At 41.8% G+C, this 21,171-nt stretch carries 27 protein-coding genes; 5 read left to right on the top strand and 22 right to left on the bottom strand.

The window, feature by feature from the left end:
* Positions 1 to 17: 17 nt before the first annotated feature.
* From LX92_RS08590 to LX92_RS22410, 5 genes are all read left to right on the top strand, one after another.
* Complete coding sequence (locus LX92_RS08590; RefSeq protein ID WP_109649887.1) at positions 18 to 2,183, top strand: copper-translocating P-type ATPase; 2,166 nt, start codon at positions 18 to 20, stop codon at positions 2,181 to 2,183.
* Positions 2,183 to 3,442, top strand: coding sequence for an MFS transporter (locus LX92_RS08585; protein ID WP_109649886.1), 1,260 nt, complete (start codon positions 2,183 to 2,185; stop codon positions 3,440 to 3,442). The genes LX92_RS08590 and LX92_RS08585 overlap by 1 nt, the downstream gene beginning before the upstream one ends.
* Positions 3,443 to 3,444: 2 nt before the next feature.
* Positions 3,445 to 4,638 carry a phospholipase D-like domain-containing protein gene (locus LX92_RS08580; RefSeq protein ID WP_109649885.1) on the top strand — a complete coding sequence of 398 codons (1,194 nt, stop codon included), beginning with the start codon at positions 3,445 to 3,447 and terminating at the stop codon, positions 4,636 to 4,638.
* A gap of 163 nt (positions 4,639 to 4,801) precedes the next feature.
* Entirely contained in the window at positions 4,802 to 5,254 is a 453-nt protein-coding gene (locus LX92_RS08575) for a pyridoxamine 5'-phosphate oxidase family protein (RefSeq protein WP_109649884.1), read from the top strand.
* Positions 5,255 to 5,546: 292 nt separating this feature from the next.
* Positions 5,547 to 5,771, top strand: a complete 225-nt coding sequence (locus LX92_RS22410; protein WP_109649883.1) for a hypothetical protein — start codon at positions 5,547 to 5,549, stop codon at positions 5,769 to 5,771.
* Positions 5,772 to 5,985: 214 nt separating this feature from the next.
* On the opposite strand, the gene LX92_RS08565 is transcribed toward LX92_RS22410, so the two are convergent.
* The 22 genes from LX92_RS08565 to LX92_RS08465 form a co-directional block, all read right to left on the bottom strand.
* Positions 5,986 to 6,804, bottom strand: a complete 819-nt coding sequence (locus LX92_RS08565) for an NHL repeat-containing protein (RefSeq protein ID WP_109649882.1) — start codon at positions 6,802 to 6,804, stop codon at positions 5,986 to 5,988.
* Complete coding sequence (locus tag LX92_RS08560; protein WP_109649881.1) at positions 6,794 to 7,135, bottom strand: hypothetical protein; 342 nt, start codon at positions 7,133 to 7,135, stop codon at positions 6,794 to 6,796. Before LX92_RS08560 ends, LX92_RS08565 begins: the two co-directional genes overlap by 11 nt.
* A gap of 5 nt (positions 7,136 to 7,140) precedes the next feature.
* Positions 7,141 to 7,626, bottom strand: a complete 486-nt coding sequence (locus LX92_RS08555; RefSeq protein WP_109650107.1) for a heavy-metal-associated domain-containing protein — start codon at positions 7,624 to 7,626, stop codon at positions 7,141 to 7,143.
* Between the two features lie 25 nt (positions 7,627 to 7,651).
* Positions 7,652 to 8,527 (bottom strand): hypothetical protein, encoded by an 876-nt coding sequence (locus tag LX92_RS08550; RefSeq protein WP_223308341.1) that lies wholly within the window; start codon positions 8,525 to 8,527, stop codon positions 7,652 to 7,654.
* Between the two features lie 17 nt (positions 8,528 to 8,544).
* Complete coding sequence (locus LX92_RS08545; protein WP_109649880.1) at positions 8,545 to 8,814, bottom strand: thioredoxin family protein; 270 nt, start codon at positions 8,812 to 8,814, stop codon at positions 8,545 to 8,547.
* A gap of 155 nt (positions 8,815 to 8,969) precedes the next feature.
* Positions 8,970 to 9,332 (bottom strand): metal-sensitive transcriptional regulator, encoded by a 363-nt coding sequence (locus LX92_RS08540; protein WP_094997463.1) that lies wholly within the window; start codon positions 9,330 to 9,332, stop codon positions 8,970 to 8,972.
* A 65-nt stretch (positions 9,333 to 9,397) separates the two neighbouring features.
* Positions 9,398 to 9,613: a GDCCVxC domain-containing (seleno)protein gene (locus LX92_RS08535; protein ID WP_109649879.1), complete on the bottom strand. Its 216-nt coding sequence runs from the start codon at positions 9,611 to 9,613 to the stop codon at positions 9,398 to 9,400.
* 1 nt (position 9,614) lies between these two features.
* The gene (locus tag LX92_RS08530) at positions 9,615 to 10,238 is read right to left on the bottom strand and encodes a class I SAM-dependent methyltransferase (RefSeq protein ID WP_109649878.1); all 624 of its coding nucleotides are present in this window, start codon (positions 10,236 to 10,238) and stop codon (positions 9,615 to 9,617) included.
* Positions 10,239 to 10,254: 16 nt separating this feature from the next.
* Complete coding sequence (locus LX92_RS08525) at positions 10,255 to 11,601, bottom strand: dihydrolipoyl dehydrogenase family protein (RefSeq protein ID WP_109649877.1); 1,347 nt, start codon at positions 11,599 to 11,601, stop codon at positions 10,255 to 10,257.
* Positions 11,602 to 12,225: a mercuric transport protein MerTP gene (gene merTP, locus LX92_RS08520; protein ID WP_109649876.1), complete on the bottom strand. Its 624-nt coding sequence runs from the start codon at positions 12,223 to 12,225 to the stop codon at positions 11,602 to 11,604. It lies immediately after the preceding gene.
* Position 12,226: 1 nt separating this feature from the next.
* A complete protein-coding gene (locus tag LX92_RS08515; protein WP_109649875.1) occupies positions 12,227 to 12,598 on the bottom strand; it encodes an ArsR/SmtB family transcription factor in 372 nt (123 codons plus the stop codon).
* A gap of 146 nt (positions 12,599 to 12,744) precedes the next feature.
* Complete coding sequence (locus tag LX92_RS08510; protein WP_223308342.1) at positions 12,745 to 13,959, bottom strand: hypothetical protein; 1,215 nt, start codon at positions 13,957 to 13,959, stop codon at positions 12,745 to 12,747.
* On the bottom strand, positions 13,949 to 14,389 hold the full coding sequence (locus LX92_RS08505) for a QcrA and Rieske domain-containing protein (protein WP_109649874.1): 441 nt from the start codon (positions 14,387 to 14,389) through the stop codon (positions 13,949 to 13,951). The genes LX92_RS08510 and LX92_RS08505 overlap by 11 nt, the downstream gene beginning before the upstream one ends.
* The gene (locus tag LX92_RS08500; RefSeq protein WP_109649873.1) at positions 14,390 to 15,589 is read right to left on the bottom strand and encodes a di-heme oxidoredictase family protein; all 1,200 of its coding nucleotides are present in this window, start codon (positions 15,587 to 15,589) and stop codon (positions 14,390 to 14,392) included.
* Between the two features lie 363 nt (positions 15,590 to 15,952).
* Positions 15,953 to 16,795: a universal stress protein gene (locus LX92_RS08495; protein WP_109649872.1), complete on the bottom strand. Its 843-nt coding sequence runs from the start codon at positions 16,793 to 16,795 to the stop codon at positions 15,953 to 15,955.
* Positions 16,796 to 17,261: 466 nt separating this feature from the next.
* The gene (locus tag LX92_RS22405; protein ID WP_170117806.1) at positions 17,262 to 17,405 is read right to left on the bottom strand and encodes a hypothetical protein; all 144 of its coding nucleotides are present in this window, start codon (positions 17,403 to 17,405) and stop codon (positions 17,262 to 17,264) included.
* A 33-nt stretch (positions 17,406 to 17,438) separates the two neighbouring features.
* Entirely contained in the window at positions 17,439 to 18,437 is a 999-nt protein-coding gene (locus LX92_RS08485) for a sodium:calcium antiporter (protein ID WP_109649871.1), read from the bottom strand.
* Positions 18,434 to 19,345, bottom strand: a complete 912-nt coding sequence (locus tag LX92_RS08480) for a cation diffusion facilitator family transporter (protein ID WP_223308343.1) — start codon at positions 19,343 to 19,345, stop codon at positions 18,434 to 18,436. Before LX92_RS08480 ends, LX92_RS08485 begins: the two co-directional genes overlap by 4 nt.
* 36 nt (positions 19,346 to 19,381) lie before the next feature.
* Positions 19,382 to 20,182 (bottom strand): cation transporter, encoded by an 801-nt coding sequence (locus LX92_RS08475; protein ID WP_109649869.1) that lies wholly within the window; start codon positions 20,180 to 20,182, stop codon positions 19,382 to 19,384.
* Positions 20,183 to 20,225: 43 nt separating this feature from the next.
* Positions 20,226 to 20,435: a hypothetical protein gene (locus LX92_RS08470; RefSeq protein WP_109649868.1), complete on the bottom strand. Its 210-nt coding sequence runs from the start codon at positions 20,433 to 20,435 to the stop codon at positions 20,226 to 20,228.
* An 18-nt stretch (positions 20,436 to 20,453) separates the two neighbouring features.
* Complete coding sequence (locus tag LX92_RS22400) at positions 20,454 to 20,594, bottom strand: hypothetical protein (protein WP_170117805.1); 141 nt, start codon at positions 20,592 to 20,594, stop codon at positions 20,454 to 20,456.
* A gap of 112 nt (positions 20,595 to 20,706) precedes the next feature.
* On the bottom strand, positions 20,707 to 21,141 hold the full coding sequence (locus LX92_RS08465; protein ID WP_109649867.1) for a Fur family transcriptional regulator: 435 nt from the start codon (positions 21,139 to 21,141) through the stop codon (positions 20,707 to 20,709).
* Between the last annotated feature and the right edge of the window lie 30 nt (positions 21,142 to 21,171).

Below are 21,171 nucleotides of genomic sequence, written 5' to 3'. Positions count from 1 at the left end.
CCCTTAAATAGAATACTATGGACAATCACGAAGAGCAAAAGAACAAAAAAATAGATCATTCCAAAATGGACCATTCTAAAATGAATGACGATAAAGAAGACCATTCAAAAATGGATCACTCGAAAATGGAAGATCCAAAATCCGACGACCATAGCAAGATGGATCATAGTAAAATGGATCACGGTTCTGGCGACCATTCAGGTCATAATCCAGGTCACGGTCAAATGGGTCACGACCATCACAAAATGATGATTGCCGATTTTCGAAAACGGTTTTGGGTAACGCTCGTGCTAACCATTCCCATATTGTTCTTCTCGCCAATGATACAGGAGTTTTTCGGATATGAATTTCTCTTACCAGGAAACCCATATATCCTATTTGCACTATCTACCATCGTCTATTTCTTTGGAGGCTGGCCTTTCTTAAAAGGTTTTTGGTCAGAGGTCAAAAAGGGCGCACCTGGAATGATGACCCTAATTTCCATGGCCATAAGCGTTGCCTACTTTTATAGTACTGCCACAGTATTCGGACTAAGGGGGGAAGATTTTTTCTGGGAACTTTCAACACTGATCGCAATTATGCTTTTAGGCCATTGGATAGAAATGAAAAGTGTATTAGGTGCATCAAAAGCCTTACAGCTTTTAGTAAGTATGATGCCAGCCGAAGCCCACAGGGTAAAGGGTGATACTATAGAAGATATTCCCTTGGAAGATTTGTTAAAAGACGATGTGATTTTAGTAAAACCAGGTGAAAAAGTTCCTGCCGATGGGATTATAGTAGATGGTTCGAGTTACTTAAATGAATCAATGCTTACAGGGGAATCCAAGCCCGTAAAAAAAGATGAGAACGACAAAGTAATCGGTGGGTCGGTAAATGGTAATAGTACCCTAAAAGTCAAGGTAGAGCATACCGGAAAGGACAGTTATCTCAATAAGGTGATCAAAATGGTCGAGGAAGCGCAAAAGACCAAATCTAAAATGCAGAACCTTTCTGATAGGGCCGCAAAATGGTTAACCTACATTGCGTTAGCGATTGGCTTTGGAACATTGGCTGTTTGGCTCATTTTAGGCTTCCCTTTTGTATATGCCTTAGAGAGAATGGTGACGGTTATGGTTATTGCTTGCCCACACGCATTAGGACTTGCCATTCCGTTAGTTGTCGCTATATCTACCGCAGTATCTGCCCAAAATGGCTTATTGATAAGGAATCGAACAGCTTTTGAAGAATCCCGAAAAATATCAGCTTTATTGTTTGATAAAACCGGAACATTGACCAAAGGTGATTTTGGCGTCACAAGAGTTGAATCGGTTAAGCAAGAATATTCTACAGAAGAAATCTTAAGGCTTTCAAGTGCCCTGGAACAGAGCTCGGAACATCCTATTGCAGTTGGAATCATAAAAAAGGTCAAAGAAGATAATATTACAATTCCTAAGCCTGAAAACTTTAATGCGATTACTGGTAAAGGTGTAGAGGCCAATGTGGAAGGTAAGCAAGTTAAAGTAGTTAGTCCGGGTTATTTAAGGGATGAAAAAATTGCAATTCCTGAAGATGCCTATAGCGATGCCGCTGAAACGGTGGTTTTTGTTCTAATCGATGGAAAATTGGCCGGTTATATTGCCTTAGCGGATGAGATCAGACCAGAATCTGCGGAAGCTATCAAAATATTCAAAAAGAATAATATCAAAGTTTTGATGGCCACAGGTGACAATGAAAAAACAGCCAAGGCTGTTAGCGATAAGTTAGGTTTGGATGGCTATTATGCCGAAGTGCTACCCCATCAAAAAGTGGAAATCGTAAAAGAGTTGGAAAGCAAAGGAGAGTTTGTGGCCATGACGGGCGATGGGGTCAATGACGCACCTGCGTTGGCACAAGCCAATGTTGGAATAGCCGTGGGCTCCGGCACTGATGTCGCTGCGGAGACTGCGGACATTATTCTAGTAAACAGTAACCCTCAGGATATTGCCAATTTGATTTTGTTCGGCAAGGCCACCTACAACAAGATGATCCAGAACTTGATATGGGCCACCGGCTATAACGTCGTCGCCATCCCATTGGCAGCAGGTGTTTTGTACTCATCAGGCTTTGTACTGGGTCCCGCAGTTGGTGCCGTGTTTATGAGTTTAAGCACCATTATTGTAGCCATTAACGCTCAATTGTTGAAAAGAAAAATTGGGAAAAAGTAATGAATAGAAAGGACAAACTTAACAGGATATTTTTAGTGCTGTTAAGTTTATTTGTGGTAATGCTCGGGTACGGTATTTTATTGCCTACCCTCCCCTATTACACGGAAAGACTGGCGTTAAAGGACAATCTGGATACGGACCTTATCAACTTCCATATCGGAATGTTGACCAGTATTTATCCGTTGTTCCAGCTCTTGTTCGTTATCGTCTGGGGCAAGCTTTCCGATAAATATGGCCGTAAACCTATAATACTATTGGGGCTTGTAGGTTTTGTCGTGATGAACTTGCTAACGGGTCTTGCCACTTCCCTGCCGATGCTATATATAGCCCGTATAATAGGGGGCATCTTTACATCAGCGGTCATTCCGGTCAGTAATGCCTATTTAAGTGATATTACCTCAGAAAAGCGAAGGACCAAAATAATGGCCTGGTCTGGGGTCGCTATCAGTTCCGGTGTCATATTTGGCCCTGTTCTGGGGGGATTTCTGTCGCGAACGAACCTTCACTATACATACTCTTTTGGAGTGTTCCACCTAGACCGTTTTTCGGTTCCCTTTATTTTGGCCGCTCTTTTGGGCTTTGTGGTATTGCTGATAATCATAAAATGGCTAAAGAATACGGAAGTAAAAAGTCGTATTGCTTCTGAGGTAGTCAAATTCAGTTTTTCCCTTAGTAACTATTTTATCATTTTGTTGCTCTTATCCTTTGTGATGCAGTTCGTGGTTACCCTGTTTGAGACCGTGTTTTCAATTTATGGGAAGGATGAGTTGGCCTTTACAACCAATCAGGTGGGTATTGGTTTTATGCTTTGTGGTTCCGTGATGGCCGTTTTGCAACCGGTATTCGCAACCTATGGCGAAAAAATATTGACCTCTAAACAGCAAATAACATTGGGGTTATTGATATCGGGTGTTTCGTTAATCGTCTTCCCTTTTGTGAGTGGTGAACTATACATTTATGTTACTATAATAATTTTCGCAGCCGGGGGAGCCATGGTGACACCAAACCTGCTTTCGGCAGTTTCTTTGATATCCAAGGAAAACACGGGAAGGAATATATCCATTCAAAGTTCCACGAACAGTATCGGTCAAATTTTGGGTCCGGTATTGGGGACTTGGCTGATTGCCGGAGGGTTTTATTACCCTTTCATTATTGCTGGGACAACCGTTTTGGCATCTTTGGGATTGGTTTATTTTTTGAGGAAACAAGATAATGAGGTTGATCAAATCTTATTGGCCGACCAGCATAAAAAAGGGTAGCGATGGACCATAAATATGCAGTTGGAAAACACAGTAAAACAGCATTTCAAAATGCCACAGACAATTCAAAATATGTTGAGTTGGTCCATTCGGGAGAAGACTATTTTTTGCGGCTTGAAAAATTAATAGATAAGGCAGAAAAGGAAATCCATTTACAGACCTATATATTTGAGAACGATGAAACAGGAAACCGAATAGCTGCCTGTTTGAAGAAAGCCGCGCAACGAAAGGTAAAAGTATACGTCTTACTGGATGCCTATGGTAGTGCTGCATTACCCGATAGTTTTGCAGATGATATGGTGCAACATGGTATTTTACTTCGGTTTTTTTCGCCTTTATTCTCCTTGAACAATTTTTATATCGGCAGGCGGATGCATCATAAAATTGCGGTCGTTGATAAAAAAATAGCATTGATAGGCGGAATCAATATTGCCGATAAATACTATGGAACCGGAGCTGCGGAACCTTGGTTGGACTATGCCGTTCAGTTGAATTGCCCGGCAGCTAAGGATCTACAAATATTGTGTAGTGATTATTTTTTCAAAAAAGGAAGTTCAAAAAAAATACCACCCGTGTTACATTCGGCAGGTAGCGCACTCGTAGGAGTTTTACAAAACGACTGGCTACAGCGAAAAACGGAAGTCTGTGATGCATACACCAACGCCTTCATTCACGCCAAAAAGGAAATAGTTATCGTAGGCTCGTATTTTTTACCTGGAAGTAGAATAGCAAAGGCATTGAAAAAGGCCTGTAAAAGAGGAATAAAAACAACGGTGATCTTAGCGGGCATTAGCGATGTGCCTTTGGTACGTAGGGCTACCGAACATTTGTGCTTTTCTTTTCTGAATCATCATATGAGAATATTTGAATGGAACAAATCCGTAGTACACGGTAAAGCTGCGGTAGTAGATAATAAATGGTCTACCATAGGCTCATTTAACTTGAACAGTCTTAGTTGTTATGGCAGTATTGAAATGAACGTAGAAGTTCACTCGGTCAATTTTGCCAAAATTCTTCGGGCCGACTTTGAAATGGTTATAAGCCAGTGTAGCGAAATTACAAAGGGGAGTCTAAGACAAAGAGCAGGTATCTTCAATAAGTTGGGCAATTGGGTTTCGTATCAAATGGTACGCACAGCCATGCTTTTTCTAACCTTTCTTCCGCATTTAAGGTTTTTGAAAAATTATAGGTTATAATATGTTGGCAAGTGGTTAAATGGTTTCGCCTCTTTATCTGTCTATACGGCCAAGGCGATAAATCATGAGGCACAACAACTTAATAATCGATGATGGAATACAAGCAGAAACCACACTTTGAAAAACACATATAAGCGATCAGTAATATTCAAAAACAATAGCAATGACAGATTTAACAACTAGTGCGATTGAGCGTGTCCTCAGAAACAATTACCTCGGCCACTTGGCCTATCTATGGCAAGGGAAGCCTTATTTGATTCCCATCACCTATTATTTTGATCCTGCCGACAATACGATCGTTAGCTATACCTCGGATGGCCATAAAATCAATGCGATGCGAAATAACAACTCTGTTACCGTACAGGTAGAAGAAATACAATCGATGTTCAATTGGGAATCGGCCATGGTGCACGGTACATTCGAAGAACTTGAGGGCAACATTGCCAAACAAAAGTTACACCTTTTTACCGAAGGCGTGAAGAGCATTATCCGTAGAAAAGAACGGAGAGAGGTTGAGTTTATCAATGAATTTTCGAGCAAATTATACGAAAGGGGAAATCCGATTGTCTATCAGGTCAAAATACTTGAGATTTCAGGAAAACGACGGGAAACGTAAAAGCAACATCGCTAATCGGATAGACCTTTTTGGCCTTAACAACCCAACAGGTCTAAATTCCAATGCAAGAATCTTATTTGTATTTTGAAATTATTTAGCGGATGGCCATTTAAAACAACTTGGAACCTATCTAACTATAGTTCTTTAAAATAGATGTACTTAATGTTAGGATAAGATGTAACTTTATGTCAATCAAGTAATGCCAAAACAAACAATTTACATATTATCACTTTCCTTGTTGGTTATGTGGTCTTGCAAAAAAGACGACCAAAGTTCACAATAAGTCAACCTTTTGTTTACCGAAAATAATTTAGCAGGAGATTGGAAAAGGATTGCAGAAATTAGAGGACAACCCAATGATTCATTGGGCATATTGGAGCCCTTGGAAGATTTGTTTGCCCAATTCGAAAATTGCCGAAAAGATGACATTATCAGATATGTTAAGGGCGACGAGCAAGAAGATAACCGCTATTTCTGGGGAATCGGGGCAATTGCCTGTCATAGCCAGATATCATAAACTTTCACTGAAATTGGCACTTGGTCTCTCGAAGAATCAGGAAAACTGAGCCATGTTAATTCTAATACAAGTGAATACCATATTGTCATTCAATTAAATGCCCAACAATTAGTTGTCAGAAGTGAATCGGATGAAAACGAGACTGGTGGGACTACGTTCGAATTTACGGAGTATGAACGCATAAGATAGCTTTTATAAAAATATCCAATTGATATTACCTGCCATAAAGGGATATAGAATTGTCCTTGAAATTGGCGATGAAAAGCCTTCCCTTGTCAAAGTGAATATCTGTTGGATAGAAAATGCCTTCCTTTAATATTTGCAGCAACTTTCCTTGATAATCAAAAATTAATATCCGGCTATTTTCTTGGTCGGTGATGGCTAATTCATTAGTGCTCAAAGCAATGCCGGAGGCCACATTCATTTTTTTATTTAATCCGATAGTCTTGATGTGGTTTCCATCAAAATCAAAGACCTGAACCCTATTATTATACGCATCGGCTACGAATACCTTATCATCCTTTAGTTTTACATCTATTGGATAATACAATTGGCCCTCATTATGGCCTTGCTTTCCAATAGTATAGCTATAATTTGGTGTCTGAACGATGATACGATGGTTATAGAAATCGGCTACCAGAATGGTATCCCCATATACAGAAACACCCGCCGGGGCCTGTGGCCGTTTGTTGATTTTCAACGGACTGGTTTTACCTTTTTTATATTGCCAGATGGTGTCGGTCAAGAATTCGGGTATGTAAAGTGTTTGCTTATCCATATGGATGTTCATCGGCCGTTGTATCCCCGTGATGGAATCCAACACCTTTCCATTCAGGTCGATTTTATACAAGCGGAAATAATCCGGATCTGAAAACCAAATGGCCTCCTCGTCCTTGGCCAAAGCCAAGGGGCGGGCTTCTTTGGGAAGTATAATTTTCCGTTCGAACTGCCATTGTTCTTTCGTTCTTTCACAACCAGATGTGAGAAGAACCAAAGCAAAAACCGGAAAAATGAATAGCTTTCTAAAGTTCATGCCAGTAGTTTAAAATCATAAGAGCAAGAATCAGCAATGTAAAGGTCCAGAGAAACCAAGTGTTGATAATGCGTTTCCTTTTGTCGTTTTGGCAGGTTTCCTCTCCACTGCATTTTCTTGAATTTTGAAAATTCCTTAAATGGGCAAACCCAAGGGCACCGGCCGAAAAGGTGGTCAGAAAGGGTTGGGCAGGATGTACCCATTCAAAAGTTGAACCCAAGAAACCAAATCCCGCACCGACCGATAGCAGAGCAGGCAAAAAACAGCACATCAAGGGAAGAAGGGCGGCAACCAAGCTGCTTCCCAATACCATTTTGGAAATAGTCTTCATAAAATCTATTCGATTTTGGTTAGTACAATGGACCAATGGCCAGAGAGGTTATCATCTTCCTCATCCTGCACCGTTCCGCTTATGGTTGCTGTTCCAACGGTTAATTTTTGTAACAACGCCGTAGGCGTATCCTGCGATACGGAAAATCGTTCATTAGCGGTCTCAAAGTACCATTGGCCATCTTCTTTCTTCGCGTTACCCATTAGGGTCACTTCAGCTTTTTTTGCCGAAAACCCATTCTTTTTTACCTCTTCCTGAATGCTACGTAATTTAAGTCCGTTCTCGGCAGCCAATCCCATATATGCCTTTCCGTCATTGAGGCTGACACGCACTTCCTGAAGCCCATCCATCTTTTTCAGTCCCCGCTCTAGGCCATAGGCGCAAGGGGCGCAATCCATTCCATACACTTCTTGGTCAACTTTGGTAATTTGCCCCGATGCTGTGCCAATTCCGAATAGACCTATTATCATAATTCTAAATATATTTCTCATTTTATACATTTTTAAAATTCTTGCTTTATAACCAATAGCTTAAGTTTATGGCCAATCGATACCTTTCTTTCGCTGCTCCAGGTGTCAAGTCCTGTACGACCGGAAACATCGCGCCAAAAGATATGCCCCAGGCACCATACAGACCAAGGAATGATGGGCCGACCAAAACTTTTGTACTGCGCGAATCGCTAAGATCCAGTTGTCCGTTAAATTTATTGTTACCTGGGAATTCGGCCAACGATTCTATAAAGATGCGCCAATCGGGCTTTGGGTAATCGCCCATAAATATATTGGGGCGATACCCCACTACCGCACTGGCGTAGGGCAGGTCGCCCAATTGTTCGCCATCTTTCTCAAAATAATATTGATAACCGCCCCCAATCCATCCATACCAAGTACGCGAGGCATAGCCCGTTGAAATGGCAGCGTGTACCGAGTTGCCCACGTTGACCTGTCCCCTGACATCATCGGTCGGTGCAGAAACGCCCACGATGGCGGTGGACTCAAAACGCTTCCCCACACCAAAAGCATTCGAGAAAAACCGGTACCAAAGGGAAGCCTCTATATCTCCGTTGGCGGGCATATTGCTATTGCCCCTTGTCCTTGGTGCATCACGCAACCGCTCTATCATCGTGGGGGTGGTCAGGTTGATCTGCAGGTCTTCCGTAATGCCATAGGAAAACAGATAGCGGAGCATATAAGACGTTTCATCTTCCGTGCTCAAACTCATACTTGCCACGTTCAAATCTACACCACCTTTGGCCAAAGTCGGTGTCTGCAAACCATATAAAGGGCCGTGACCCTGGGCCATCGCCGTTCCTGTTACGGCCAATAGCAATAGCAAAATCAATAGTAGATAGCTAATGTTCAGCGATATTTTCGGGAATATTTTGCAAATCATACTTAACCGTTTTTTAATTATGATTGTCCAATTCCTGCTTCCATCAATCTTTCCTTGGTAATGGCCGAGTCCTTACAGCAGTCCAGCAATTTGCCGTTCACTATCACAGCGGGAACTTTCTTTATGCCGTATTCATCCAACTTATCAAGACAAATCTTGTCTTCACATTGCTTGACCAGATCATAGGTCGTTACCTCACATCTGTCACAGGCCAGTTCCCTGATCATTTTAACCACAGGGTCACAGACTGGACAATTGGCCGTAAAAACTTCTACTTGACGTTTCATTCTTTCAATTTTAATTATTCATAAATCGTTTCATTGTTAGTAAATCATAACAACAGTTTAAAGGTAGAATGGTGGGTGGGGTGGTCTCCAAATAAAATCTCAAAAAAAATGACCCACGTTTCGTGGGCCATAAATGCTATGCTAATTGGAAAGATTCAACCATTTTTGTATGCTTCGAGCTTGGCCTTGAGCACATCGATTTCCTTCATCTTTTCAGTTAGGTTGTCCAATTCCAAATCTGGAAACTGTTTTCTTATAAATTCGATACGGTCTTCATTGCCACAATTTCCGGGGCAGGCCTCGACAGTTTCAGATATTTTTATGGCCAAAGCTTTTCGATAAACTTCGTCCAGTAACAGAAAATGGGCTTTATCCAATCCTTTCTGTGCTGCCTTGAACTGTATTAAAATCTTCTCTGGGTCTGTATCTTCATCGAGCATTTTAATGAGGCCACCAATTTGCCCATTGATACTTTGCAACCTCGTTTTTATGTCCTTGCTTAAATCTCGTGGTATCATCGATTTTAAAATTTTGGCAATATATAATTGTACTGGGGTGCTCTACAAATTTATCCTGAAATTATTCAACAACAACCAGAGCCTTCTTGTATTGGTGGGCAGGCAACCGTCCCATAAGAGCAAAAGACACAGCAATCGCCTTCCTTTGGTCTTAATATTTGATTGCAGTTTTCGCATTCATAGAAAAACTGACAGGCCTTTGTGGGCATTTCCTCTTCTTTCGTATGTCCACATTCGGGACAGGTAATGGTTGAATTTAAAAGGATTCTCTCGTAGTTCATATTATTTTTTCTGAAACAGGTTATAAATAAAATTTTGCTCTGTTTTAAAAGGGGTTTTATGAATTTTTTCAAAGGATTCCAATAGGGTGAAATCTACTTTAAACAATTCCTTTAGTTTTTCAGGAGAATATTGGGTAATCTCCAATCCACTACATCTTTTTGGCCCGGTGGTCGAAAAAGTTGCCAGTATAAAATACGCTCCCGTCTTAAGGGAACGACCCAGTATGTCAATATACTTTAAGATATCTTCTTCCCGTGTGAAGAAATGAAAAGTAGCCCGGTCGTGCCATAACTCAAAGTCTTGGGTCGGTTCAAAATTCAATATGTCCGAATTTATCCACTGCACCTTTGCGGCTGACTTGCCTAATTTTGATTTGGTACGCTGAAGTGCATTTTCTGAAATATCAAGAATGGACAGGTTGTTATAGCCATTTTTCAACAAATGACTTATAAGATTTGAGTTCCCCCCGCCAATATCAATAATTGAACTATCTTTAGGTAAGTCAAGGGAAGCTATAATATCCAATGAAGTCGAGGGTTTCCCTTCAAACCAACTTACTTCTTCATCACTTTTTCCGGTATAAACCTCTTCCCAGTGCTTTTTAGTGTATTCATCACTTTTCATAAATTTTGATATTTTGTTAAAGCATATAGGGAATATCCGAGGATAATGTTGGATAAGAAAAAATCATCGTCCTTAAATCGTTTACGGTCATTTTGGTCTTTATTGCCATCGCGAACAGGTTGACGGTCTCCTCACAGTGTGGCCCGATAAGATGTGCCCCCAGAACCGTACCGTTATTTTTATCAATGATTGTCTTGTAAGCATATTCTTCGACATTCAGGCGCCTTGCGTTGAACCAATCATCAACCTTATCATAGTTTACCCTAAATTCAAGACCACTGTTTTTGGCCTTGGTTTCTGTCATTCCGACGGATGCCATTGTAGGCAAGGTAAATACCACCGTGGGCATCGGGGGATAATCCACTTCTTTGGAATTTCCCATTAGGATATTGGAAGATACTACGTGTCCCTCCATTACGGCCACGGGTGTCAAAGCCAATCCCCCCGTTTCCGCTGCATCCCCTGCGGCGTACACTTTGGGATTTGAAGTGCTCTGGAGGTATTTGTTGACCGAAATCCCTTTATTGGAATAGGCGACATTTGCTCTTTCCAATTCCAAATCGAAAATAGCGGGAGGCCTTCCGGCCGAATTGAATACGGCTTCCACTTCAAATTGATTCAAGTTCCCGTTGGTAGTGCCACTTATTAAGTAGCCTTTTTCGATTTTTTCAATTTTGGTCACTTCAGTTTCCAGAACCAGGTTTACTCCCAAATCCTCGGTTGCCGCAACAAGATGTGAAACTATATCGGGATCAAAATTTTCCAGGGGCCTTTCGCCCCGGTGCACTATCGTAACATTGGCACCGGAACGAGCAGCGATATGGGCAAATTCAAAGGCTATGTAACCGCCTCCGATAAACAATACAGATTCGGGCAATTTCTTTAAGTTCAGAAAATCTGTACTGGTCAGGGCAAGTTCCCCGCCTTCGAAATCCAAAACTTTAGGTTTTGCGCCCGTTGCAATCACAATCTTGTCGGCTTCGATAGTATCTGTTCCCAACTGTAGGGTATTTTTGGACAGAAATTTTGCCGAAGAATGATAGGTGTCTATATCATTATGCCTGTTTCCTTTTTCTATTTTGGGCGGCATTTCGTCAACAAAGGTCTGCTTGAAAGCCATTATATCCCGCCAATTGACAACGGGAACCGTATCGATACCCTTTCCTTTTAGGCGCATAGCAGAATCCCTTACTTCGGTCGCACCGATGATTACCTTTTTGGGGTCGCAACCTCTTAGCGCACAGGTTCCACCATATGGCAATTCATCCGTAATGCCTACCTTAAGGCCTTTGGAAGCACATTTATTTGCAACGGTCATCCCTGCCATCCCAGAACCGATAACAAAGACATCGTACTTTTTCATCTACTCGTTTTCTTTATTTTCACCATCGATTACTTTATAACCTGTGCTGTTAATGGCCTTTCGGATTGCGACAAAATCGGTTTTGGTTTTATCATATTCCACTACGGTATTCGCACCTTCGTAACTTGCCTTGACCGATAATATGCCACCCAGTTTGTTGACCTCGCTCTCTACGTGGGCTTCACACCCTGCGCAGGTCATTCCCTCAACATTAAAAGTGTGCTTTACAATATTGGATTGCGAGACATAGACAATGTCCTTACTGGGCTGTGCATAAAACATATTGGAGTAATATGGAAATGCCAGCATCAATCCCGCGAAAACTGTAACTATTAAAAGAAAGCTTTGGGATTGCCAAAAGGAGGGTTTTGCATCATCCTCACAGGCACAGTCAATTTCCTCCTGTGTTTTTGGTCGTAGTTTCTGGTACCAGGCAAAGACCAAAACGAGTATAGTGATGCCGATAAGATAAGGCCGAAATGGTTCCACCCAAGAAAACGTGGATGCGATTCCACTGGTTCCTGCAATCAATGCCATAACCGGGGTTATACAACATATTGATGCCGCTATGGCCGTCAATATTCCTGCGTAGGCGACCTTGTTCGAGGTTTTTCCTGTTTCCATTTTATGCTACCTTTTTATTTTTCTGAATTTCGGTAAATACATTGTCCATTACTTCGTTATGATTCGGGACCAGTGAATAATACAGGGTCTGCCCTTCACGTCTCGAAGCAATCAATCCCACATCCTTCATTTTACGTATGTGCTGTGAAACTGCGGGTACGCTCATTTCCAGTATATCAGCAAAATCACAGGGACAAAGCTCACCTTCCTCGTTCAACAAGAAAAGTATCTTTAAACGTGTTTCGTTCCCGGCCAAGGCGAGAACCTTACTTATTTCCGTAATTGTTTTTGAGTTTGTTCCCAAGGTTTCGCGACAGCGCATCAACTGTTTTTGGTCGGCCTCGGCGCGTGTACAACTTAATTCAAGTGCCATAGTACTGTTTTTGACAAAGATATATTAATATAATTATTTAAGCAAATACTTAAATAATATTATCCATCGATGCTCTTTTAAAATCACACCTAACTTAAGTACACTCTACCCGATATGAAATCAAAGCAGCTATGTAGAATATTTTATTAAAAATAGGTGCTGAATCCAAAATACCATGTGGCCGTTCTTGAGGCTGGATTGTTGAGAATGTCCTGTTGCCACTGGTATCTGTAGTTGATCCTTAGAACGGTCTGTGCTGCAGGCCTAAAGCTTATTGCAGGTGTAATTGCGAATAAATCATCCCTAATATTCGTATTGGTTTGGGCAAACCTGCCAATGTTGTAATCCACATAATCCGTTCTGAGCGATAGATTGAGTACGGCATCTTCCCAGTAGAATACTTCGGTCCTTAGTACCGGTTGAACAATATCCATAAAAAAACCAACCTGCCGATCGCCAAATTGCTGGGTAAAAGTGTCCGGAACATCGACCCATATGTAGGCCATCTCACCGATAAACCTTGTCCCCGTTTTTTTAATGGCAGTATTTAAATCCAGGGCAAGAACTTCTACCCTCCTTGATTTTGTATCAACCTGAAGCCCGTCAACTTCTTTCCTATTGTAGGCCCCGCCCATATAGGAAATGCCCAATTCCCCTAATTTTCTATGCTTAATGGCCAACTTTCCATTGAGGAGGGCATTGCCGCTAAAATTCTCCTCGAATCGCGAGGAATTTTCCTTGACTGCGGCCAAAAATGTTCTTTCTTCCTCGTTATCTATAATGCTTGTATCAAAGCCATTGGTGAGATATGCTTCATAGCCCAAGGTCCAAGCTCCCTTATATGCCTTTCCATATATACCAAATCCGGCATTGGAGAAAGTGGCGGGCAACAAATTGGTGCTGACATCTGGCCGCTCGACGAACTCCCATTTTGGTCCGTCATGGTTTTGGTTAAAGGATCCTATTGGGTTCAGTACGATGCCTCCCCTAAGGTTCAACAAGGGGTGCAAAGCAATGTCCATGGAGGCGAATTCAATGGCAATTTCCTCTGTCCCATTTTCAAATTCCAGTTCGGTCAAGAACTTAATACGCTTTGAAATGGACGCCGAAACGAAAAGGGTCAATCTTCGGGCCTGAAAAGAAAGCCCCTCCGACAATCCGTCCTCAATACTGTAGATTGAATTCGCCTCAAGATAACCACCAAGATTGACTGGAAATTTATCGAAAGTCAAAAACGGACGGTCATAAACCGCATCCATATTCATCGATTCCTGAATACTGTCCCTGTCGCTAGTTTGCGAGCTTAGGGTTAAAACGCAAATGTTCATTAAAGCAAGGGCTGCATATATTTTACGGGACATGCACATAGATATTTTCATTATCGGCGGTTGTTTCAAATGATTTTAGGTTTTCTTCGGCCGGCCCTTCTAAAACCCTGCCCGAACGGTCGAACTCACTGCCATGACATGGACAATTGAATATGCCGCCGCCAATGTTGAGTTCACAACCCCTATGGGTACATTGCATCAAACTGGCCAGATAACCATTGTTTTGTGTTTTGAAAATTCCGATGGGGTATCGCATGGAATCGCCCTGGATGACCACGAAATCTCGTTCAATCTGCTTTCCCCCTTTCACCTGCTGAAACTCACCCTTTGAAACTCGTAGCACTCCCCCTTCTTCAACAAAGGATGCATAATACAGGCCTGCGCAACTGCTGAGCAAAGCGGAAGAAGCTGGCAGGACTGCAATCAGATATCCAAATTGTTTAATAAAATCTTTTCTATGCACCTATAGGGAATTAATGAATTTTATCAGTTGTGATTTTTCTTTTTGGGTCAGGGACAAATACCGGGCTTTTGAATTATCGGCTTCGCCACCGTGCAATTCAATGGCCTCCTCAATGCTTGAAGCCCTTCCATCATGTAACAGGAACATTTGCCCGCCTTGGGAATTGGCCGATAAACCGATTCCCCACAGCGGTGGGGTTCTCCATTCGGAAGTCTCGACATTGCCTTCAGTGAATCCATCATCCAATTCAGGCCCCATGTCATGTAACAACAAATCCGTGTAGGGATGAAATTCCTTAAAGGATAACGATTCAATTGGGGAAAATCCTGTGGTCAACGTGGGTGTGTGACAGACAGCACATTGTACCGATTCAAAGAGTTCTTTTCCAGCAATGACATCGGGGTCTGTTTGATTTCTGGGAATTGGTGCTTTTAAGGTCTTAAGGTAGAAAACGACATCGTTCAAGGTCTGGGTGCTTATTTCAGGATCCTCTTCAAGTCCACTGAACGGGTCTATAGGGTCATAAAGGGATGTAATTCCTATGTCCTGGTTATATGCGCTGACGCTTTGGTGCAACAAATCATAACTACCCGCTTTCTTTCCAAACCTGAAGATATAATTGTTTCCCTGGGGAACACTATTATTCCGAATCTTGGTGAATTCAGGAGGAATATTGTAGTGAGGTCTTCCACTAATACCGTCTTGATTTGCATCCGAAGGGTCTGAGAGAGCCAAAATATCTGCGTCAGGGACAGCATCCAACAAACCCAATCCCGTCACCGCCGGAGCGACCAAAATGGAAAATGGGAAGCCTTCCGGCACGGTTTCCGGTTCAAAACCGGGTATGGCTTTATTTTGAATTTGGTTCCTGCCATCACCAAAGGATAACATCGAGGGTAAGTTCAAGTCATTGTTACCAAACCTGGTAAGTTGATTGAAAGGATGGCCCTTGCCATCCCCTGAATGGCAACTTGCACAGCTGGTGCCAACAAACAAGGGGCCAAGGCCTTTTTCAACGGTAAAAACATCATCGTTAAAAGCAATATCCCCGGCTAAAAAACGCTGTTGTTCACTTATGGACAATCCGTCCAACGGCCCATCCAACAACTCAAACTCCATAGGTTCTTCAGGGCCCAAATTTTCACAGCCAAGTAGAGCGATTAGGGATAGGCCAATAAGAAAATGAATTATTTTAGGCATTGCTATATTTATATTTTTGTAAATATAAATATATTTTTAGTTTAGTCTAAATTTATTTACAGTAATTTGCAATAAAAAAGTGTTTACATCTTAAAAGGGTTGTTGATTGAATTATGCAACTCCCCTACTGTGGGATATTGCCGGTTGGCTAGAATGAAAATTTATATTTCGATATTTACTATGGGCTTATGCCCACTTCATCCGTTGCAACCGCACCGCATTAAAAATCGCCAATAACGCCACGCCCACATCCGCAAAAACCGCTTCCCACATGGTAGCCAATCCACCTGCACCAAGAATGAGCACGATAATTTCGCATAGTAAGCGAAAACTAATATTTACTAGAGCACATAAGTAGAAGGGCTACTTAACTATCAGCAATGGGGCCTTGGAGGCATACAGCATTTTTTTTCTTAGCCCCTTTTTAAAAAGTGCCTCAAAAAATCCGTGTTCCCTGTAAAGCAAAACCAATAGGTCTATTGGGGTTTCAGTCAAAAATTCATCGATACCCTCTTCGGGTTTGTCTTCCTCGATAACTGTAAAAGACCATTGCTTAAGTACAAGAAGTTTGCCAAATCTTTCACGAATAAATGCTTTCTCCAGCACCCTTTCCTGTTTGTCCGCTATATGTACAAAGTGCAACTGTGCATTATAGTTTTCCAATAATCTGGACAACATTCCAAAATCTATTCTATTATCCATACTATCCGTATCCACTGCGACCCCGATACGCCTATACGCAGTATAGCTGGCATCTTCAGGTACGGCCAGTACTGGACAAGGTGCCTTTTGTGTCACCTTTTCGGTAACGGTTCCAATAAAAATTTCATCAAATCCCGAAGCCGTACCCTTGGTACCCATAACGACAAGACTGGTATTCATTTCCTTAGCCAGGCCAGAAATCACATCGACCGTTGCCCCGAAACCGACCATTGCTTGAAATTCCAGCTTGTCCAGTTCAGGAAAGTCCCTTAGAAACTTATCCAATTTTTCTTTATTGATCTTCTCTTGTGATGCTGTGGTATCTGTTACATTGTGTGCCATAGTTGCCATGCCGATGGGCGTACCTGATGGATATACCACTGAATAGGCGTGGACAAAAACCAGTTTTGATTTCAATTCTTGTGCTAGCCCAATTGCGTAGCTCACCGCATTTTTTGAAACCTGTGTGTAATCTACAGGTATTAAAATTCCGTTATCTTTCATATCATTTTGTTTTTATTGATTTGACTCCATTAATCTTTCTTTTTAGGTTTAATTATTCAATTGAAAAGCAGGTAAAAACCATATAGAATTGCATCTAGAAAGGCAATTGTCAGCACCGCAAGGAACATTGCCACAAAAACCAACAGGCAATACCCTTTCTCCTTTCTGGTTCTTACTTTCCTGTTTATTGAATTCCCCTTTTTTTCCTCTAGTCTCCGCTTTCTCCTTTCCCGTGACATAATATACTGTGCTTTATTTAAATCAACGCACCAATGCTATCCCCTAAGGTCATAAAACCATTCTTCTGCACGTTTGATTCCCTCCGTAATGGCCTTCTCACGAGAATACCCATTCTCCTTTACCAATTCTTGTGCAATTTTGAGGGCCTACTTCCGAACTGACGGCTGTAGGCCATCAAGTTTTGTTTTGAAATCTTCAAATGTCCAGTCCATATTGTATACTTTTTTTAGAGCTTTCGCCCTTCCATCTCTGCTTTTACAATGCCGCGTTCAAGGGCTTCCTCCTTGGAGCATTGGTTTGTCGTATAGTATTCTTCAGCATACTTTACGGCCAATTTGCGGATGTTTTCATCCAGCATATTGAGCCTCATCGAGCAATCTTTAAAAAGTTTATTTTTCATCTATCAAAAAAGTTTCAACACGTAAAAAACCATGACCAGTAAATAGGCGATATACGCAGCGTCAAATACAAAAATCTGCCAACGAGAGAAACCGTGCAGTTCCTTGCTTTGATGCACAAATAGTGTGTAAAGCAGCGGCATAAGCCCGACAAAGGCCAGGTTGACCCAGAACAGTTCAAAGTCCTCAATGGGGGTGGTTACCAGCGCCAGCGGAAAAAATGCCACCGTCATCGTTACGGCATTGTCTGCAATAACACTGGTGGTACCCGCTGTCACCTCGCCCCCTTTTACCACGCTCCAGGTCTTGAATATTTCCGGTGCGGTGGTCATTAAGCCCGTGATAAAAAGGCCGCCCACGATTTCAGAAATATTTAGGGCAGAAACAATATTTTCGGTCGCCTTCACTATAAAAAAAGCACCAACTGCTATGGCCAAGGCCCCGGCAATCGATAACCAGACCTGTTTTTTGTTCCATTCTACTTTTTTGCCCTTTTCCTTGCCTTTTACTATGGCGTGGGCCAGGAATGCAATATATGCACCCAGCATAATCCACCCGTCTATTGGTTGTAGCCCGCGCCAGGGCTTTGGCAGAGTTAAAATGGCCACAAGGGCGATAATGCCCAGATAAGGAAGTGACAGTACGGAAACCGAACGTTTGTTCAACGCCAGAATGTTTTTATCAAGATGTTCTTGATGTTCCTTGTTGTTCTTGAATTGTTTCCTGGAAGCAAAATAAGCTATGGTCACCATCAAGGGAATGGAAATAATATTGGAACCCAATAAGTTGCCCAGGCCAATATCAGAAACGTCCCGTGCCGCACTGGTTATATTGATGGCAACTTCAGGACTGGCCGTTACAAGGGCAAGAAAAGCGGCTCCAGCGGATGCGGTAAGCCCCCATTGCTTGCGGAGCAACTTTAAAGGAGTCAACAATCGATCCGCACCCCAGTGTGCTGCCCAGGCCGCTAGGCCCAAAACGAGTACCCATAGCCAACTGTTCATAATTCTGTCATTTTAACATTTCTCTCTTTGCTAGGTTCGATATGGATGTGCACGTCAAGTATCTCGGAATATGACCTGAACAATCTCTCCTTTACTTTGTGTGCAATATCATGGCCCTCGGTCACAGTTAATTCCCCATCGATCCAAATATGCATATCGATATGAAAGGCCGTTCCCATCTTTCGGGAATGGCAGCGCTCTACCCTTACCACTTCAGGAACGGCTTCGGCCAGTCGGATAACCTCATTTCGAAATTCGGGCTCAACAGCTTCGTCCAGCAACTCCCTTACCGATGACCTAGCTATTTTATAGGCATTGAACAGAATAATGCCCGCTGCAATGAGTGCCGCGAAATCATCCGCTATCTCAAACCCTTCGCCACCGATCAATGCAATGGAAATTCCTATAAAAGCCGCTATCGACGTAATGGCATCGCTCCTATGATGAAAGGCATCTGCCTTGACGGCCGAACTATTTATTTCATCTCCTGTTTTAAGAACATATCTATATAAGAGTTCCTTAGTAGCAACCACCACTACCAAAATAATCAATGTATAGGGCGCAGGACTTTTATGTGGTTCAAAAATGTGTATGATGCTGTCTCTAACTATAATCCCGCCTGCAATTATCAAAGCTATTGCAATACCTATCGCTACCAGTGCCTCAATCTTTCCGTGACCGTAAGGATGGTTCTCGTCTGGTGGTTTGGATGACCATTTTAAACCTGCCCAAAGCATTGCAGAAGTTAAAACATCTGAAGCAGATTCAATAGCATCGGCAATCAATGCATAAGAATGGCCAAAAATACCTCCAAGCCCTTTTATTATAGCCAAAAATGCGCTAATTATTATACCTACAAGCGTGGTTTTCAATCCTTTTTTCGATATGGCATTTGGATTCCTTTCCAAAATCTTTCTTTTGCTATTTCTTTTCTTCCCAATACGTTATTTGGACAATTTTAAAATTCTAATGGCCCCACGCATCACAAAGGCAAATACAATACCGCCTATGACCAAATCGGGCCATTTACTGTCTAAAAAATAAACCAGCACCCCTGCCAGTATTACCCCGCCGTTCACAATAATGTCGTTTGAGGTAAAGATGGCACTTGCCTGCATATGCGCTTCCTTGCTTTTGGCCTTGTTTATCAACCATAGGGAAACGAGGTTGCCGATAAGGGCGAAAATGGAAACGATGATCATCCATTGGAACAAAGGGGTTTCGCTACTACTCAAAAACCTTCTCACGACTTCCGAAAATCCCAGCAGGGCCAACGCCATCTGAAAATAGCCACTGAATTTCGCCACTTTCTTTTTTCTGGAAATAGCGCCGCCTACGGCAAAAAGGCTCAATGCATATACAATGGAATCGGCCAGCATATCCAGTGAATCGGCAATTAGACCCATCGAGGAAGAAATCCAACCCGTGGTCATTTCGATAACAAAAAAACCAAAATTGATGTACAAGACCCACCAGAGTATCTTCTTTTGTTTTGTCTCGTCTTCGGCAATAGGTGTTTCCGCCTTTTCTGTTCCCAAGAGTTTTTCTCCCAACTTTAATGCCCCCAATGCCACATTTATTTCTTGGGCATTCCCTTGATGGTACACATCCAACTTTCTATTTGGAATGTCAAAGTCCAGATATTTGATCTGAGGATTTGACTCCAGTTTCATCCTTATCATCTGCTCTTCGGAAGGGCAATCCATTTGACTTACCTTAAAAGTGGTTTTGTTTATGGTGGACATTTGATTTATCTGTATTAAATTCTACGTTTGGTCTTTTAAATCTTTACTTTTTATGGGATTCCATATATTTTTCCAAAATCGATTTTAAGCTCTCCAAATAATCAGTGAACAATTTAATGGTCGGTTTTGCTTCATCATCTACGGGAATAGTTATGGGGTTCTCATCCAAATACCGATAGAGTTCGGGATATTCTTGTTCTATCCTTACTGTTAATTCGTTGATTTCTTGGGTTAGCTTTTGAATTTTCTTCATCTTCGTTTCTTTATAATTTTATATATGCAACGCCCTGTCTTCGGTAGCGGCCAAGCAGGCTTCCTTAAAGGTTTCTGAAAATGTGGGGTGTCCGTGGGACATCCGTGCAATATCTTCTGCCGCTGCCCTGAATTCCATTATCGCCAAAACACGAACCAATAATTGTTATATCATATTATTCTATAGTTGTATTTTTTTGGTTCAATAAGGTGGAAGAACCTTGGACTTGACTCTTGGGCACAAGGGTTCAAAGATTTGGAACTCCCACCTGTTATTTTTTCTTACATTTCACACATATCCCTTTTAATACCAGGTTGACATCGTTTATCTTATAATCATCTGGCATACTTTCTTCCGGTATTTTATTTGGCAAACAGATTGTTTTCTTACATTCGGTACAATGAAAGTGCAGATGTAAATCTGAACCGTAATCACCTTTTGCATTTTCATCAGAAATTGCAAATTTTGCCACTCCGGTTCCATCATTTATCTGATGAATAAGTCCTTTATCCTCAAAAATCTTGAGATTGCGATAAAAGGTCGTTCTGTTTGCGGTCTTATTGGTTTCGCTCTTTTCGGCAAAGACCTTTTTTAAATCGGAAAAGGACACGGCACTTTGCTTCCTTCTCAGATACCTGTATATCTTGGACCTCATTTGAGTAGGGCGAATACCGTGATTTGACAATATTTTTTCCGTTTTGGTCATTTTAAGCTTGATTCAAAAGCAATCTCCTTT

The sequence above is a fragment of the Maribacter polysiphoniae genome, assembly GCF_003148665.1.
Taxonomy (GTDB): Bacteria; Bacteroidota; Bacteroidia; order Flavobacteriales; family Flavobacteriaceae; genus Maribacter_A; species Maribacter_A polysiphoniae.
This window is presented reverse-complemented; position numbering and strand designations above follow the sequence as displayed.

What these genes read in the sequence shown, in the direction of transcription:
- LX92_RS08530 (WP_109649878.1), bottom strand. Translation starts at nt 10,238, where the DNA reads ATGAAAAGTGATGAATACACTAAAAAGCACTGGGAAGAGGTTTATACC.
- merTP (WP_109649876.1), bottom strand. Translation starts at nt 12,225, where the DNA reads ATGGAAACAGGAAAAACCTCGAACAAGGTCGCCTACGCAGGAATATTG.
- LX92_RS08470 (WP_109649868.1), bottom strand. Translation starts at nt 20,435, where the DNA reads ATGAAGAAAATTCAAAAGCTAACCCAAGAAATCAACGAATTAACAGTA.
- LX92_RS08475 (WP_109649869.1), bottom strand. Translation starts at nt 20,182, where the DNA reads ATGTCCACCATAAACAAAACCACTTTTAAGGTAAGTCAAATGGATTGC.
- LX92_RS08575 (WP_109649884.1), top strand. Translation starts at nt 4,802, where the DNA reads ATGACAGATTTAACAACTAGTGCGATTGAGCGTGTCCTCAGAAACAAT.
- LX92_RS08515 (WP_109649875.1), bottom strand. Translation starts at nt 12,598, where the DNA reads ATGGCACTTGAATTAAGTTGTACACGCGCCGAGGCCGACCAAAAACAG.
- LX92_RS08560 (WP_109649881.1), bottom strand. Translation starts at nt 7,135, where the DNA reads ATGAAGACTATTTCCAAAATGGTATTGGGAAGCAGCTTGGTTGCCGCC.
- LX92_RS08550 (WP_223308341.1), bottom strand. Translation starts at nt 8,527, where the DNA reads ATGATTTGCAAAATATTCCCGAAAATATCGCTGAACATTAGCTATCTA.
- LX92_RS08590 (WP_109649887.1), top strand. Translation starts at nt 18, where the DNA reads ATGGACAATCACGAAGAGCAAAAGAACAAAAAAATAGATCATTCCAAA.
- LX92_RS08555 (WP_109650107.1), bottom strand. Translation starts at nt 7,626, where the DNA reads ATGAGAAATATATTTAGAATTATGATAATAGGTCTATTCGGAATTGGC.
- LX92_RS08545 (WP_109649880.1), bottom strand. Translation starts at nt 8,814, where the DNA reads ATGAAACGTCAAGTAGAAGTTTTTACGGCCAATTGTCCAGTCTGTGAC.
- LX92_RS08535 (WP_109649879.1), bottom strand. Translation starts at nt 9,613, where the DNA reads ATGAACTACGAGAGAATCCTTTTAAATTCAACCATTACCTGTCCCGAA.
- LX92_RS08565 (WP_109649882.1), bottom strand. Translation starts at nt 6,804, where the DNA reads ATGAACTTTAGAAAGCTATTCATTTTTCCGGTTTTTGCTTTGGTTCTT.
- LX92_RS22405 (WP_170117806.1), bottom strand. Translation starts at nt 17,405, where the DNA reads ATGAGGCTCAATATGCTGGATGAAAACATCCGCAAATTGGCCGTAAAG.
- LX92_RS08525 (WP_109649877.1), bottom strand. Translation starts at nt 11,601, where the DNA reads ATGAAAAAGTACGATGTCTTTGTTATCGGTTCTGGGATGGCAGGGATG.
- LX92_RS08485 (WP_109649871.1), bottom strand. Translation starts at nt 18,437, where the DNA reads ATGAACAGTTGGCTATGGGTACTCGTTTTGGGCCTAGCGGCCTGGGCA.
- LX92_RS08510 (WP_223308342.1), bottom strand. Translation starts at nt 13,959, where the DNA reads ATGTCCCGTAAAATATATGCAGCCCTTGCTTTAATGAACATTTGCGTT.
- LX92_RS08500 (WP_109649873.1), bottom strand. Translation starts at nt 15,589, where the DNA reads ATGCCTAAAATAATTCATTTTCTTATTGGCCTATCCCTAATCGCTCTA.
- LX92_RS08540 (WP_094997463.1), bottom strand. Translation starts at nt 9,332, where the DNA reads ATGATACCACGAGATTTAAGCAAGGACATAAAAACGAGGTTGCAAAGT.
- LX92_RS08580 (WP_109649885.1), top strand. Translation starts at nt 3,445, where the DNA reads ATGGACCATAAATATGCAGTTGGAAAACACAGTAAAACAGCATTTCAA.
- LX92_RS08495 (WP_109649872.1), bottom strand. Translation starts at nt 16,795, where the DNA reads ATGAAAGATAACGGAATTTTAATACCTGTAGATTACACACAGGTTTCA.
- LX92_RS08585 (WP_109649886.1), top strand. Translation starts at nt 2,183, where the DNA reads ATGAATAGAAAGGACAAACTTAACAGGATATTTTTAGTGCTGTTAAGT.
- LX92_RS08465 (WP_109649867.1), bottom strand. Translation starts at nt 21,141, where the DNA reads ATGACCAAAACGGAAAAAATATTGTCAAATCACGGTATTCGCCCTACT.